Raw genomic sequence first — 17,948 nt, 5'->3', positions numbered from 1 at the left:
TACCGGTCGGCGAACTCGTCCAGATCGCGCTGGGTGACGTCGACGAGCGGAACGTCGGCCCGAGTCAGTCCCCAGTCCTCGTTCGCGACGGCCGCGATGGCGGTCAGGGCATCGACCCATTCTGCGACAAGTTCGGCCACATCGTCGTGGTCGAGCAACCGCGAGGCGTAGCCGACGTACGCCGACAGCTGAGGTCCGGCCGCCGCGTCGACGATGTTCACGTCGATCGTGAGGACCGCCGCCGCCGGCATATCCGGATCGAATGCGGCCCGTCGGTCGAAAGGTTCGTCGGTCGGAACCCACGGCAGATCCGACAATGTCGCGAGATCGACGCCGATTCGCCCGAGATTGTTGACACTGATCTGCGGCTCCGGCAGTACCGCGAGTCGCTCGGCCGTCTCGGTATTCAGATAGCGCAGCAGGCCGTAACCGATTCCTTTGTCCGGGATGTCGCGGAGCTGGTCTTTGACGGATTTCACCGCCGCGCGCATATCAGTGAGATCGACACCACTCAGGTCGAGCGCCGCCGGATATCGAGTGGTGAACCAGCCAACGGTTCGGGAGACGTCTGCGCCCTCGGCGATCTGCTCCTCGCGACCGTGCCCCTCCAGTAGGACATTCATGCCCGCATACGCAATGCCGCGACGATGCCGCCAGCGAGTCAGGGCCACGGTGAGAGCGGCCAGCAGCGCATCGTCGACGCTGCCGCGCACGGCTTCGGGCACCTCGTCGAGCAACGCGGAGGTCACGTCGGCCGGGAGCGACACGGTCAGCTGACGCACGGTCGACTGCGTGTCCAGCTCGGGATCCAAATCCGCACGTCCGAGCAACGGATCGGGTGCCGAACAGATCCGATGCCACAGCTCGAATTCGCCGGCGCGCGCTGCCGCGGCGGCGATCGACGCAGCCGACCACCGACGCATAGAGGTGCCCGACGCGGTCAACTCGACCCGCCGCCCCTCGGTGATCTGCTGCCACGCAGTCACGAAGTCGGGCAGCAGAATCCGCCACGACACCGCATCGACTGCCAGGTGATGGATCACGATGAGGGCACGAGCCTCCGCGTCGACGCCTTCTTCGGGCAGCAGGCACACGACGTGCGCCATCCTGCCCGCCGCCGGGTCGAGCCGGTCGAACGCCGCGGTGGCCGCCGCCTCCACCACGGCGGTGAAACCGGCGCTCCCCGGAGCCTCACCGGCACCGAAGGTCCGGACGGAGACCGAACAGGCGGTATCGGCAGCGCTCGGTGGCAGCACCTCCCAGCCTTGGGCATCGAGCCGCGAGCGCAGCACATCGTGGTGTTCGACGATCGCCCGCACGGTCGAGAGCACGTCCTCGACGCGCGCGTCACGCGGCAAGCGCACCAGCATCGACTGCGCGAACCGAGCCGGTGCCCCGAGTCGCTCGACGAACCAGGACACGATCGGCGTGAACGCAATCTCGCCCACACCACCGCCGGGCAGCTCGTCGAGCGACGCCCGCTCAGCGGCCTGCGCCACCCGCGCCAGTCCGCGAACTGTCTTGCGCTCGAAGATGTCTCGAGCCGTCACGCCGATGCCCGCGGACTTCAGTCGCGAGGCCAACTGGATCGACATGATCGAATCGCCACCGAGCGTGAAGAAGGAGGTTGTCGCGCCCACCGTCGCGACGCCCAGGACATCCGCGAAGGCGGCGGCGATGGCGCGTTCCAGTTCGGTCGATGCCGCGGCGGCACCGTCCTCGGTGGTCTCGAAGACGGGCTCCGGCAACGCTTCTCGATCCACCTTGCCCGTCGAGGTGAGCGGCAAGTGGTCGAGCACTGTGATCGTCGCCGGCACCATGTGGGCGGGCAAGGCGGCCGCCACGTGATCGAGTACCGCGCTCGGATCGGCGACTGCTGCGGGTTCGGCCGTGATGTACGCGGCGAGCACAGGTTGCCCGCCGGGCCCCGTACGACTCACGGTGACCGCACTGGCGACCGCCGGATGCGTGAGCAGCGCGACATCGATCTCGCCCAGCTCGACACGCTGGCCCCGAATCTTGATCTGGAAATCGAGGCGCCCGATGTATTGCAGCGTGCCCTGCGTGGTCCAGCGGACGATGTCGCCGGTGCGGTACATCCGTGAGCCCGGCGCACCATAGGGGTTCGCCACGAACGAACTTGCCGTTGTCGCAGGGCGATTCAGGTAACCGCGCGCCAGCGCGGCCCCCGAGAAGTGCAGCTCACCCGCTACTCCGATCGGCACCGGCCGCAGCCGCGCGTCCAGCACCACCGCCTCCGCACCGCGGATCGGTCCGCCGATGGTGAGCACCTCGCCTGGGCACACAGGGTCGCTGATCGTGATCACGATCGTCGTCTCGGTCGGACCGTAGATGTGGTGCAATCGCCGCCCGGCCGCCCAGGCGGCAATCAGATCCCCCGCCGCCTTTTCGCCGCCGACCGCCAGCATCCGCATCGAATCCACCTCGGCGGGGGACATCGTCGCCAGCACACTTGGTGTCAGGAACGCATGTGTCACCTGATGCGTTCGGATCAGCGCGACCAGGTCTGCGCCGCCGAGTACTTCCGGCGGCGAGACCACCAGCGCCGCGCCGGCGGCGTGCGCCATCAACGCTTCCAGCAGGACCGCGTCGAAGGCGGGTGCCGCAGCTTGCAGTACGCGCGCCGTGCCCTCCACCCGATAGCGCTCGCGCTGCTCGGCCGCGAAGGCCGCCAGCCCCTCGTGGGTAACCACCACGCCCTTTGGCGTCCCTGTCGAACCCGACGTGTAGATCACATATGCCGCATCCTGAATCCGCAGTGCGCGTTGGCGATTCGCGTCCGATACCGCGTGGCCGGGACGGGCGGCAATGTCGGCGGCCGTGCGCGGGTCGTCGAGCACCAGCCAGCGGACGCCGTCCGGCAGGGATGTGCGGGCGGCCGCGACCGTGATGCCGACTTGGGCACCGGAGTCGCGCAGCAGGTAGGCGATCCGCTCCGGCGGATAGCGGAGGTCCACCGGCACGAAGGTGGCGCCGGTCTTCGTGATCGCCCACATGGCGACGTGATAATCGGCCGATCGTGGCACGGCCAGCGCAGCGCAGGTTCCCGGCCCTGCGCCCCAGGAAAGCAATTGCGCCGCAATCTGATTGGCGCGGTGGTCGAGTTCGATGTAGGTAAGGGTCCGGGTGCCGTCGATCAGGGCGATCGCCGAGGGGGTGGTTGCCACGGCCGAGGCCAGCAGATCGGGAAGCAGACGCGGCGCGGGGGCGGCGCTGCCGCGCGCCGGGAGCAGCCGTTCGGCCTCCCCGCTGCCGATCAGCGGGATGTCGCCCACCGGCCGCGTCGGATCGCAGACCACTGCATCGAGGACGCGGATGAATCGCTCGGCCAGCGATTCCGCGGTTGATTCGACGAAAATATCTGTGGCATAGACAATTTCGCCATCGATTCCGGCAGGTCGATCACCGTCGAGGCGTTCGGTCAGCAACACCGTGAGGTCGGTCTTGGCCTGGGCGATACCGGGATCGAGCAGTTCGACATCGACATCCAGCAGCTGGAACCTGGCCGCCGGGGTGTTCTGCAACCCGAACAACACCTGATAGAGCGGTGTATACGCCGTCGACCGGGGCCGGTCGAGCAGATCGACCAGTCGCTCATAGGGCAGATCCGCGTGCGCGAGCGCCTCGAAGTCGACACCGCGCACCTGCCCGACAAGGTGCCGGAAGGACCTGTCGTCGCGCACCAGCGTGCGCAGCACCACGGTGTTGACGAACATGCCGACGAGATCGTCCAGCGCCGGGATGCCGCGACCCGCTACGGGCGTGCCGACCGACACGTCGCCGGTGTGCGCGGTGCGCGCCAAGACGATTGCCAGTGCGGAATGCAGCACGACGAATACGGTCACGCCCTCTCGACGGGCCAGCCGCACGACCGCGTCGTGTAGCCGCTGCGGTATGCCGAAGCGAACACTGCCGCCGACCATCGACATGGTCGCAGGCCGAGGCCGATCGGTCGGTAGGTCGAGCAGCTCTGGGGCGTCAGCGAGAACTTCGGTCCAGTACCCGATCTGCCGCGCGATCACCGACGGCGGATCGTCCTCGGCGCCGAGCATCTCCCGCTGCCACAGCGCATAGTCGCCGTACTGGACTTGCAGCGGTTTCCATTGCGGCGCTTGGTCTTTCACTCGCGCGCGATAGGCGGCGAACACGTCGCGAGCCAGCGGCGCCATCGACGAGCCGTCGGCGGCGATGTGATGGACGACCAGCACCAGGATGTGCTCGTCAGGGCCGGTGCGATACAGCCGCACCCGCACGGGCACCGCTGCCGAGACGTCGAAGCCCGTCTCGACGGTCTGCCGGATCCGCTCGCCCAGCACGATCTCCTCGGCGACCGGCTCCGCATCCAGTGCCAGGCCATCGACTACTGTCGCCACATCCCGCACGACCTGACAGGGTTCGCCGCCGACCGTGGGATACACCGTCCGCAGTGGCTCGTGCCGGGCCACCACATCCTCGAAGGCCGCACGCAACGCATCGACGTCCAGCGCGCCGTTCAACCGGGTCGCGAAAACGATATTGTAGGCCGCCGACGCGGTATCGAACTGGTTGATGAACCACAACCGTCGTTGCGCCGCCGCAAGCGGGATCGTCGCAGGGCGCGGCCGCGGCGCGAGCGGTATCAGCGACGACTGCGTGCGCTGCGCCAAGCGTGCCGCCAATCCGGCGATCGTCGGCTCCTCGAAGATATCGCGGATACCGACCTGGACACCGAGCGCCGCCTCGGCCCGCGCGGCGATCCGGGCAGCCGAGAGCGAGTCGACACCGATCTCGAACAGGTTCGCCCGCACGCTCACCCGGTCGCTGCCCGTGATTGTGGCGACGATATCGGCCAGCGCCGCTTCGCGTTCGGTGCGCGCCGGCACGAACTCCTCACCGTCGTCGAACGTCGGCTGCGGCAACGCGGCTCGGTCGAGCTTGCCGTTCGGGGTGAGCGGCATCTCCTCGAGTACCTCGACGCGGACCGGAACCAAATACGACGGCAGCGTGCGAGCGAGCTGGTCGCGAATCGCGCGACCATCGGTCACCGCTCCTGGCGCGAGCGTCACGTAGGCGACGATTCGCTCCGAGGTCGCGACGGCAATAGCACGAGCAACCTCCGGTATCGCGCACGCCGCCGCTTCGATATCCCCCGGCTCCACCCGCTGACCGCGGACCTTCACCTGGAAATCGCTGCGGCCCAGAAAATCCAGCTCTCCAGCCATCGTCCACCGCACCAGGTCACCGGTGCGATACAGCCGCTCCCCGGGCGCGCCGAACGGATGCGCGAGGAAGGCGGTGCACGTCAGGTCGGCGCGGCCGTGATAACCGCGCGCCAACTGCACACCCGAGACATACAGATCGCCGACAACACCGACTGGCACCGGTTGCAGTCGCTTGTCGAGCACGTAGACCCGCATGCCGGAAACGGGCGCGCCGATCGGGACCGTCACAGGGGTCGTCGCACCTGGCAGGCAGCGCGCGGCGGTGACCACCTCGGCCTCGGCCGGGCCGTACCAGTTCACCACCTCTGCCTCGGTGAACACGCGCACCGCGGCGTCGACGGTGTGCTGTGCCAGCGCCTCACCGGCGACGAATATCCGCCGGACAGAGGGCAATTCGGTATCACCGACGGCTTCGAGGAGAACATCGAGCATCGACGGGACGAAATGCACGGTGCTGACGTTTCGGCTCGCGATGAAGTCCGCCAAGTAGACCGGGTCGCGGTGCCCGTCGGGTTCGGCCACCACGATGTGCGCGCCGATTTGCAGCGGCCAGAACAACTCCCACACGGCGATGTCGAAGGTGATCGGAGTCTTGTACAGCACCGGGTCGGCCGCGGTGTGCGGCCACTGCTGCTGTGCCCACGCCAGCTGACTCATCGTCGCGGCATGGGTCAGGGCCACCCCCTTGGGGACGCCGGTGGAGCCGGAGGTGAACAGGACGTAGGCCACGTTGTCCGGCCGCAGCGGCGCACACCGTTCCATGTCGGTGATCGGGGCACCGGACAGCCCGGCCAGATCCAGCCGATCGACTCGAACGGAGGTGAATCCCTCGGGCAGTCCGTCGCCGTCCGCTGATGTCGTGAGCACCATCAGCGGTCGCGCCGCACCCAGCACGCCGGCGATTCGCTCGCTCGGTTGATTCGGGTCGATCGGCAGGAACGCAGCACCCGCCTCGAGCACCGCATACAGCGCCGTCACGAGGTCGATCGATCGCTGAATAGCGACGGCCACAACGGTTTCCGACCTCGCGTCACGCGATATGAGCCACCTGGCCAGCCGATTGACGCGGGCGGCGAAATCCCGGTAGGTCAGCGCATCGCCGTCCGGAAGCCGAATCGCCGGAGCATCCGGGCTGCATTCCACCTGTTCATCGAAGGCGTCCACCAGGGTTCGGCCCACTGACACGGGGTCGCCGGTGTCGTTCCAACGCTTGAGCACCAGCTGCCGCTCGCTGGCATCGAGTAGATCGAGCTCACTGATCGGCAAGTCGGCATCGGTCGCGACGCCGTCGAGCAGGCGAACGAACCGGTTGGCGAAACGCTGTGCGGAGTTCGCGTCGAACAGGTCGGTGGCGTAGGTCAGGCGCAGCGTCATGCCGGTCGGCTCGTTGTCCGGTCCGTGGTCCTCCGTCATCATGAGCAGCAGGTCGTAGATCGCGGCACTGTCGCCCGGGTCGATGGTCTCGACGGTGAGACCCGGAAGTTCCACGCGCGCCCGCACCATGTTCTGGTAGGCGAGCATGACTTGGAACAACGGCGTGTGCGCTGTCGACCGTGCCGGATTCAGCGTTTCCACCAGCTGCTCGAACGGCACGGTGGCATGATCGAAAGCCTCGATGTCGCTGTGCCGCACCGCATCCAGCAGACTGGTGAAGGTCTGATCGAGCGTGACGCGGGTGCGCAGGACCAAGGTGTTGACGAACATCCCGACGAGGTGGTCGAGCGCCCGGTGGCCGCGACCCGCGTGTGGCACGCCGATGGTGATGTCGTCGCTGCCGGACAGCCGTGACAGCAGCACCGCGAGTACCGTGTGCACCACCATGAACGTCGTCGCCCGGGATCGCTTGGCCAGGGAGTCCACCCGGCTCTGCAGGTCCGCCGGAATCTCGACGTGGATCACCGCGCCGCGGTGGGTCTGCTCCACCGGGCGCGGTCGATCGGTAGGCAGTTCGAGCAGTTCGGGTATGTCCGCGAGTCGGGTTCGCCAGTAAGCGACATCGCGGGACACGGGCGAATCCGGGTCGTCCGGCGAGCCGAGCACCTCGCGCTGCCACAGGGCGTAATCGGCGAATTGGATGGTGAGCGGCGCCCAGCCCGGCAGGTTTCCGCCGGCCCGCGCCCGATAGGCCGTCACGATATCGGCGGCCAGCGGCGCCACCGAATAACCGTCGCAACTGATGTGGTGCACGGCCACCACGACCACCCAGGCCGTGTCCGGCAGCTGGTACAGCGCGACCCGCACCGGCACGCCCTTCGACACATCGAATCCGGTGTTCGAGAACGCGGCCAGCCGACGTGCCAGCTTGCGCTCATCGATCCGCTGCGGGCTGAGGTCCCAGCCCGCGACGACATCGGCCGCGTCCAGCACCACCTGAGTGGGCGTGCCGTCGACCGCCGGGTACACGGTGCGCAAGCTCTCGTGCCGCTCGACGACATCCCCGACGGCCGCCGTGAGCGCATCGACATCGAGCACTCCGTCGAGCTGAATCGCCAGCGGCACAATGTATCCCGGCGAAGCCGGATCGAACTGGTTGAGGAACCACATGCGGGCCTGCGCCGTCGACAACGGCAGACGGTCCGGTCTCGGTTTCGGCGTCGGTGCGGGCAGACCGGGCACCCCCCGCAGCTGTGCGATGCGCTCGGCCAACTCGGCGACGGTGGGCGCCTCGAACATCATTCGCACCGGTACGGTCGCGTCGACCATGGCGCCGATCCGGCTCAGCGCCCGCGTGGCGACGAGCGAATTCCCACCCAGGTCGAAGAAGTCGTCGTCCGCGCCGACCGTCGGCACGCCGAGCAGCTCGGCGAAAACCTCGGCGACGGCCTGCTCCACGAGCCCTCGCGGCGCCCGGTATTCCGCGTGGTCGCTCGGATCCGGAGCAGGCAATGCCCGGTAGTCGACCTTGCCGTTCGCCGTGAGCGGGACGGCGTCGATCCGGACGATCGCGGACGGCACCATATAGGCCGGCAGTCGCTCCAGCAAGAGTCGTCGAATCTGCTTGGTGTCCACTGCCTCTGGGGTGACCACGTAGGCGACCAAGCGTTGCTCGTCGCGGCCGGAATGCACCCGCGCAACGGCCGCGGTCACCTGTTCGTGCGCGAGCAGCGCTGCCTCGATGTCGCCCAATTCGATCCGCAGCCCGCGAATCTTCACCTGATCGTCGGCGCGGCCGACATAGCGCAGGGCGCCGCCCTTATCCCAGCGAACAAGGTCGCCGGTGCGGTACAGGCGAGATCCGTGCGCGCCGTCGAGCGGGTCAGCGACGAACGTCGCCGCCGTCAGATCGGGACGTTGGTGGTATCCGCGGGCCAGCTGGATGCCGCCCAGATACAACTCACCGGTCACCCCCACCGGAACGGAGTGCAGTCGCGAATCCAGCACATGCACGATGACATTCGGCTCGGGAACCCCGATCGGCACGGCGCCGCCGTCGATTCCGTCGATGCGATACGCGGTGACGCTGACGGCGGCCTCCGTCGGCCCGTACAGGTTGTCGATGCGCGCGTCGCTGAGATCGCGGAAACGGCGAACGGTTTCGGCCGGCAGCGCCTCGCCGATGCACAGCACGCGCCGCAGGTCTGGGAACTGGCGTCCGTCGGCCGTCGCATGGAACACCGAGAGCAACGACGGCACGAAATCCGCTGTCGTCACGTGATGGTCGGCTATCAACCGGGCCACCGCATCCGGGTCGCCGCTCCCGTCGGGGCCCGCGACAACCAACTGTGCACCACATGACAGGGGACAGAACAACTCCCAGACCGACAGGTCGAAGGTGACCGGAGTCCGCAACAGCATGACGTCGTCGCCGAGTCGGTAGTGCTCGCGCATCCAGCGGAGTTGATTGACCACCGCCGCGTGCGGTACCGCCACACCCTTCGGTACCCCGGTCGAGCCGGAGGTATAGATGACATACGCCAGGTTCTCGGGATGCAGCGGCTCGAGTCGATCGGCATCCGTCACCGGCGACCCATCCCTGTACTCGGCGTCGAGTTCCGCGAACGCCCATACCGGGACGTCGTCGGGCAGATTCGCTTCGTCGAACGGACGGGTGAGCACCGCCCGCGGCCGCGCGGCGGCGAGCACGGCGCGCACGCGATCGAGCGGGTGCTCCGGATCCAGGGGCAGGTAGGCCCCGCCAGCCGCGTGGATCGCATACAGCGTGGTCAGCAGGTCGACGGAGCGATGCATCGCCACGGCCACAACGGTTTCCGGGCCAACTCCGCGCCCGATCAACGCATGCGCCAGCGAATTCACCCGCGCCGCGAACTCTCGGTAGCTCAGTCGCGCGCCGCCTTCGGAGTCGAGCACGGCCGTGCTGTCCGGCGTCGCCACGGCCTGCGCGGCGAACAGGTCCGCGATCGTCGCAGACGACGGCGGCGTCGTCCCCCCGGTTTCGCGCGCGGCCAGCTCGCGCGCCTCGTGCGCGGTCAGCAGCTCGATGTCACCGACCGCGCGGGCGGGATCGGCGACTATCGTCCGCAGCAGCAGCACAAATCGGTCGACCATCGAAAGGATCGTCGCCTCGTCGAAAAGATCTGTGGCATAACTGAATTCGACTGCCATCGCGCCGGGTTCACCGTCGTGCTCTGCGGTGTCGACGAGATTCAGATGCAGATCGTATTTGGCCACGCTCGGATCGGCGATCCGAGCCGACACCGTCAGTCCCTCGAACTGTACCGTGGGAATCTCGATGTTGTGGAACGAGAAACCTACCTGCGTCAACGGCGCGTATGCCGTCGTGCGTGGTGGATTCAGCACTTCGACCAGGCGCTCGAACGGGATGTCGGCATGGTCGAAGGCGGCCAGATCGGTAGCCCGGACCTGCTCCAGGATCTGGCGGAAAGACGCGCCGGGTTCGATGCGCGTCCGCAGCACCAGCGTGTTGACGAACATTCCGACCAGGCGCTCGAGTCCCGGTTCGCCGCGACCGGCGATGGGCGTGCCGACAGCGATGTCACCGGTTCCCGAAAGCCGGGCCAGCAGTGCGGCATACGCCGCGTGCAGCACCATAAAGACCGTCACGTCGTGGCGGCGGGCCAGGGCGACCAGGTCACGACCGAGGTCGGCGGGCAGTGTCGCCGACACCGTCGCACCACGGAACGATTGCCGCGCCGGGCGCGGACGATCGGTGGGCAGGTCGAGTACTTCGGGCAGATCGGCCAGTGAAGCCCGCCAATACTCGATCTGGGAGGTGGCCGGGCAGTTCGGGTCGTCCTCGGCACCGAGCCATTTCCGTTGCCACAGAGCGTAATCCGCATACTGCACCGGCAACGGCGACCACGGCGGTGCCTGGTGCCGGATGCGGGCGTTGTAGGCGGTCATCAGGTCCGCGGCCAGCGGCGCGAGCGAGGATCCGTCGAAGCTGATGTGATGGACGATAAGAACCAGGGTGTGTTGATCGGATGCAGAGCGCAGCAACGTGATTCGGAACGGAACCTCACGGGTGACGTCGAATCCGGCCGCGGCCGCCGCAGCGATGCGCGCCTCGACGTCTGCCGCCGCCACCTCAACCGGCTCCAGCAGGGGTAGTGCCGCCTGCACCGACACGATCAGCTGGTGCGGTCCGCTGTCGCTGTCCGGGTGAACGGTCCGGAGAGCTTCGTGCCGGTCGAGCACGTCGGCGATCGTCGCGCGCATGGCGGCCACGTCGAAGGGGCCCGACATGCCCACGACCAGGGCGATGTTGTACAGCGCCGAGCCCGTGTCGAACTGATTGAGAAACCACATGCGGGCCTGGGCGGGCGACAGCGGGATGCGCGCCGGGCGTTCCTGCGGAATCAGCGGTTCCCGCCCGGGTGCGTCCATGGCCCGCAGATCGTCGGCGAATGCCGCGATGGTCGGCGCGTCGAACATGGTGTGCAGCGGAATATCGACACCGAACACGGCGCTCAGCCGCGCGGCCACCCGCGTCGCCGACAGCGAGTTGCCGCCGAGATCGAAGAAGTTGTCGAGGACGCCGACGCGATCGATGCCCAGCACAGCACCGCACACGTCGGCGACGATCTGCTCGGCCGCGTCGCGTGGCGCGACGAACTCGGTGGTCTCGGTGGCGAACACCGGTGCCGGCAATGCGGCACGGTCGATCTTGCCCACCGATGTCAGTGGTAGCGCGTCGAGCACCGTCATTGCGCCCGGAACCATGTGCAACGGCAGGCGTTGTGCGGCGTAGGCCGTCAGCTCCGCGACGTCGATGGCATCCGTCGCCGGCATGACATAGGCGGCAAGCCTCGGCCCGCTCTGCGTCGCAACGCTGACCGTCACCGCGACCGCCACCGCTGGATGCCCGGCGAGGACGGCGTCGATTTCGCCGAGTTCGATACGCTGGCCGCGGATCTTCACCTGGAAGTCGGTGCGCCCGACGTATTCGAGGGTGCGCCCGGGTGTCCAGCGGGCCAGGTCGCCGGTGCGGTACATACGTGCCCCCGTCACACCGAACGGATTGGCCACGAAAGCCGACGCGGTGTCCGCGGGTCGGTCCAGGTATCCGCGGGCGAGATGGATCCCGGAGATGTACAGCTGTCCGGTCACCCCTACCGGTACCGGCTGCAGATTCGCGTCCATTACCAGAGCCTCGACACCGCGGATCGGTCCACCGATCGTGACGCGGGCACCGAAGCACAGCGGGTCACTGATCGCGACCATGATCGTGGTCTCGGTCGGCCCGTATCCGTTGAACAACCGACGGCCCGGACTCCACACCGCGGCCGTTTCCGCCGACACCGCCTCCCCACCGGCGACCAATGCCTGTAATGAATCCACCTCGGCGGGCGACATCGTCGCCAGCACGCTGGGCGTGAGGAATGCATGCGAAACCTGTTGCGTGCGAATCAATTCCGCCAAGCGATCCCCGGCGAAGACATCCGGCGGCGACACCACCAAGGCCGCACCGTTCGGGTGCGCCATCAGCAACTCCAGGACCACCGCATCGAAGCCCGGAGCCGCCACCTGCAACACCCGCGCGGAACTGTCGATCCGATAGCGTTCACGTTGTTCGGCGGCGAAATTCGCCAAGCCCTCGTGCGTCACAGTGACGCCCTTCGGCTCGCCCGTCGACCCCGAGGTGTACACCACGTACGCCGTGTTCGAGGCACGGCAGGCGCGGATCCGATCCGCGTCCGTCACGCCGGCACGGGATCGCGCCGCGATGCAGACCTCGGTGCCCGGATCATCGAGAATCAACCGCGCGACCGCGGACGGGAGCAGGCCCTGGGCTGCTTCCACCGTCAACACCACCCGAACATCCGCGACCATGAGCGCGACTCGCTCGGCCGGATTCCGCGGATCCACCGGGACGAATGCCGCACCCGCCTTCGCTGCCGCCCACATCCCCACCACGAGTTCCACCGACCGCGCCATCACCAGCGCGACCTGATCATCCGGGCCCGTCCCCCACTCGATCAGCAACCGAGCGAGCTGATTCGACCGGACATCCAACTCCCCGTACGACACCGTGCGTTCTCCCGACACGATCGCCACGGCGTCCGGCTCCCGGACCGTCAGCAACTCCGCCAGCACCCGTGGTGCCTCGCCACAGCCGCCCGACGCGGGCGCCAACGCGGCTCGCTCGGTCCTCGACAGCACATCGACAGCACCCACTCTTTGCTGCGGATTCGACACGACCGACTCGAGGATCCGATTCAGTCGCACGGCAAAATCCTCGATCGTCCCCCGATCGAACAAGTCGGTCGCGTAGTTGATCCGTAGTGCGAGATCGCTTGCTGCCCTATCGATCTCGGCGACAGTGACGATGATGTCAACCTTCGCCGGTTGCGGTCCAGGATCCAGGATCTCGGCGGTGAGATCGGACAGTTCCAGGCTCGGGCGGTTCATGTTGTCGAAGGCGAGGTACACCTGACACAGCGGTTCGTGCGCCAGCGACGGCATCGGATCGACCGCTTCGACGACGCGTTCGTACGGCAGGTCGCTGTGGGCGAAAGCTTCGAGATCGATGCCTTTGACTCGCGTCAGAAACTCCGTGAACGATTCGTCGCCGTGCACCTGGGTGCGCAGTGGCACCGTATTGACGAACATGCCGATCAGCGGTTCCAACGCACGCTCGCCGCGGCCCGCGACCGGCGTCCCGATGGTGATGTCTGCCGAATCCGACAGCCGGGCGAGCAGCACGGCCAACGCGGCATGAACGACCATGAAGGTCGTCACGTTCGCCGTGCGCGCCACCCGCTCGATCCCGGCGCAGGTCTCGGCGGGGAGCACGGTGTCGACGATGTCGGCGAGCATGGACTGGCGAGTCGCCCGCCGACGATCGACGGGGAGATCCAGCAGCCGAGTCATCCCCGCCAATTGAGCTGTCCAGTAACGCAATTGGCGCGCCGCGAGCGAGTCCGGATCGTTTTCGTCGCCGAGCACACTGCGATGCCAGATGCTGTAGTCGGCGTACTGCACGGTCAGTGGTCGCCAGTCCGGGCCGTGTCCCTGCGACCTCGCTCGGTAGGCCGCTGCGAAATCGGCCGCGAGCGGCGGCAGCGACGATCCGTCGCAGCAGATGTGGTGCAGAACGACGACCAAGACGTGCCGCCGCTGGTCGGTGGACGCCAGCAGTGCGATCCGGATCGGCGGACGTCGGCGCACGTCGGTCCCGGTCGAAGCCAGCTCGCGGATCCGGTTGTCGAGATCATCGGGGCGGGTGGGCTGTGGGGTCGAATCGAGATCAGCAGCGACTTGCTCGGCCGACAGGATCACCTGCGTCCCTTGGCCATTCACGGCGGGATAAACGGTTCGCAGAGATTCGTGCCGTTCGATCACGTCGGTCAGCGCCGAGCGCAGCGCCGTGGCGTCGAGGTGTCCGGTCAGCTGCAGCACCAGCGGTATGTTGTACGCCGCCGACCCCGGGTCGACCTGATTGATCAGCCAGATCCGGTTCTGTGCGGGCGCCAACAGAATGGGCTCGACGCGTGGCTGCGCCCGCAGGGCAGGGCGGCTGGATTGCTGACCGGCTTCGATATGGGCGGCGAGCTGGGCGACGGTCGGCTTGCCGAACACGTCGAGCACCGATACCTCGCACCGGGTCAGCTCGGCGATCCGCACGGAAGCGCTGGTGGCGGTCAGCGAATTGCCGCCCAGGTCGAAGAAGCTATCCAGCACACCCACCTGCGCAGTGCCCAGGACCTCGGCGAAGACGTCGGCGATGGCCTCCTCGACGACGGTGCTCGGCGCTACGTACGGCGCGGCCGAACCGAAGGCAGGCTCGGGCAGCGCCCGATAGTCGACTTTGCCGTTGACGGTCAGCGGCAACGCCTGCAGAACGACAATGTGTGCCGGGACCATGTATTCCGGCAGCATCGACCCGACATGCGCGCGCAACACCTCGGGCTCGCAGACCGCGTCGGCAGCGGGCACGACGTAGGCGACCAGCCGGGCCGCTTCCGTGCCCGGCAGGTGCACGATGACGACCGCCGTCGAGACCATGCTGTGGCTCAGTAGCGCACTGCGGACCTCGTCCAGCTCGATCCGGAACCCGCGTAGCTGCACCTGCTGGTCGGCGCGTCCGCGATATTCCAACTCGCCCTTACTATTTCGGCGAGCGACGTCGCCGCTGCGATAGAGGCGATCGCCCGGCCCGCCGAACGGGTCGGCGACGAAGCGTCCCGCGGTCAACCCAGGGCGGCCGAGGTAGCCGCGGGCGAGTTGCGTTCCCGCGACGTAGATCTGACCCCAAGCTCCCAGCGGCACCGGGCGCAATCGTTCGTCGAGGGTGTACACGCGCAAGCCCGGCAGCGGTGGACCGATCGTGCTCGGTGCGCCCGGCACGGCGATGTCGGGGGTCAACCGGAGATAGGTGACGAAGACGGTGGTTTCGGTGATGCCGTAGCTGTTGGCCAGCACGGGCAGGTTCGGATTGTGCTCGTACCAGTCCGACAAACCCGCCGGATCGAGAGCCTCGCCCGAAAGAACGACCAGTCGCACCGAAAGCTCGCCGTCGGGCTCCCCGGCGTCGACATATCGCTGTCGCGCGGTCGCGAATTGATGGAATGCCGAGGGTGTTTGGCTGAATACGCTCACCTTCTCACGCGCCACCAGGCGCACGACGTCATCCGGCGAACGCGTCGCAGGGCTGTCCACCACGACCACCCGGCCGCCGGTTACCAGCGCACCGAAGATCTCCCAGACCGAATAGTCGAACGTGAACGAATGGAACAACGTCCACACGTCGCCGGCGCGGACTCCGATTTCGGTACACGCGTTCGTCAGGTAGGTGGCGACCGCGCGATGGGTGATCGGCACGCCTTTCGGCCGTCCCGTCGATCCGGAGGTGTAGATGACGTAGGCGACGTTGTCGAAGCGCAGCGGGCGGGTGCGATCCGCATCGGTGATCGGACGATCGGTTTCCACACCTGGGTCGTCGTCGAAGAGCACCACGGCGCCGGCATCCCCGGGCACCTGATAGCGCATGCTCCGGTTTGTCACCACAGCGATCGGATCGGCGTCGTTCAGCACGTAGTCGAGTCGATCGATCGGGTGCGCGAGATCCAGCGGCAGATACCCGGCACCCGACTTCAGCACCGCCAGCGCGACGATGATCAGATCGGCATCGCGTGGCATCGCGATGGCCACCAGCGAATCCGGCCCCGCACCGAGGGCGATGAGCTTGCGGGCGAACCGGTTCGAGCGCTCGTCGAGCTCACGGTAGGTGAGGGCGGTCGTACCCGACGTGACAGCGGGCGCGGACGGGGTGGCCGCGGCCTGTCGCGTCAGCAGATCGATCAGCGTCGCAGAGGTCGCCGCGCCGTCGCGGCCGGCGAGTTCGCCGAGCATGCGCCGTTCCTCGGCGGGATCGACGAGCGGGATGTCAACCAGGCAAGTGTCGATGGGCGAGTCGATCATGCGATGCAGAAAGTCGACGAATCGACTGGTGTGCACGTCGAGTTCGTCCTGGCTGTACAGGTTGGCGTTGCCGTGCAATTCGATGAGCAGCGGCGCGTCGGCCCCGGAGCGGTACATATTGAGCTGCAAGTCGTCCAGAGCCCCGGACGTCAGTGCGCGGTAGCGGCCGATCGCCGATCCGAGCCGAATCTCGGAATCGAAGAACAAGATATTGACGATCGGACCGAACGAGGTCGCTGCCGCGTCCAACGCGTTGGAATCGCGGCGCAGATCCTCGAACCGGTAGAGCTGGTGCCGCATCGCCAGGACGAGCTCGGACACCGATGCGCGAATCAGCCCTTCCACGGTGGTCGTCGCGTCCACGGCGAATCGGATCGGCACCATGTTCGCCAACATCGCGGCGGCGTTCCGCAAGCGCATCGTCACCCGTCCGGTCACCGGCAGCGACAAGGCGACGTCGTCGGTGTCGGTCATGCGGGCGAGAAACGCGGCGAACGCGGCCACCACTACCTGCGCGGCCGACGCGTGCAGGTCGTCGGCGAAACGGTCGAGCATGGCGGTCAACCGCGACGGCAGCGGCCGACCGGCGAAGCGGTCGACTTCGCTCCACTTGGCGGTGCGACCGGACAGACTCGTCGTCGACGGCAGATCGGCCACCTTGTTGAGCCAGTACGCCTTGTCGGTGTCGAACCGGCGGCTCATGCGATATTCGCGCTCCGCCGCGATGATGTCCGCCAGCCGGGCCGCCACCAGTCGGGCCAGCGGCCGGCCCTCGAGCAGCGCGTTGTAGTGCTCGGCCACTCGGTTCAGGATGTTGAACGCGCCGTAGCCATCGGTCATCAGATGATGGGCGCGCGCGTACCACAGATACCGGTCTTCGCCGAGCTGGATGAGCCGCGTCGCGGCGAGCCGGTCCCGGGCCAGATCGATAGCCTTGGTGTTGTAGTCACGGCGCATCCATTCCATCGCCGCTGCGTACGGATCGTCTTCGGCGCTGAGATCCAGCAACGGTTCGTCGTAGACGATGCTGCGGTCGACGAATTGATACGGGTGACCGCCGGATTCGACCACCCGGACAACAAGAGACTCGGTCTCGTGGCCGGCGTCGTTCACCGCTTTGGTGAACGCGTCGTAGTCTATAAGCCCCTCGATCTCGACGTAGTGCGCGATATTGACGTTCGGGCCGCCGGGAAGATTGTTCGCGAGCCACATTCCGTATTGCGCCCTCGAAAGCGGAATCAGATCCGGATCTCGGTCTGCAGGCGCGGCTGGATTCGGACTCATCGTCTAACCCCTCCTCAAATTCCGAGACCCAGGAGCAGCGCGCAACAAGAATCCGCCCGTGCCCAGAATTTTCCGTAGATGTCTTCTCCGTTACAGATGCAATTACATGTACTCTTGACCGACGTTGAAGCGAGCTCTCACCCCCTACGGTCATGTGCCGGTCGAAGCGCATGACGTTACTAATGACGACTCCAAGACGTAGCCGCTCTCCGATGGAAGCACTCTTCAGACGCCGCCTGCCACAGGTACGTAAACCCCCTGACCTTGCCGAGCAACTGTGCAACAAATTCGTCGTAACACGACGATGTGCCGCCGCAGGCGTGTAGACGTCCAGTAAACCGCTGGTCACGCGAGGGCGACGGAGACCCCACCGGACGTGTCGAGGTACGTACGAAATGTCCGTAATTAGATGAAATCCGCGTTGTCGAAGTGGCCGATTCCCGCACCTCACCTCGGTTCGATATCACACCACAAAGCTGGACCTGCCCCATGGCGGCTGCCGCTTCGAACATTATCCTGCCCCTCGAAAGACAAGATGCTCACACGTTTACGCGCAGGAATTGCGCGTGTGAACCTTCTACGCCCGAGATATATGGAAAC

At 66.9% G+C, this 17,948-nt stretch carries 1 pseudogene; it reads right to left on the bottom strand.

Annotated features, from left to right (window positions below):
- Window positions 1-74: 74 nt before the first annotated feature.
- Window positions 75-17,276: pseudogene (locus OHQ90_RS23405) on the bottom strand (non-ribosomal peptide synthase/polyketide synthase); the annotation flags it as partial.
- Window positions 17,277-17,948 lie beyond the last annotated feature (672 nt).

The organism is Nocardia sp. NBC_00403 (genome assembly GCF_036046055.1).
Lineage (GTDB): Bacteria > Actinomycetota > Actinomycetes > Mycobacteriales > Mycobacteriaceae > Nocardia.
This window is presented reverse-complemented; position numbering and strand designations above follow the sequence as displayed.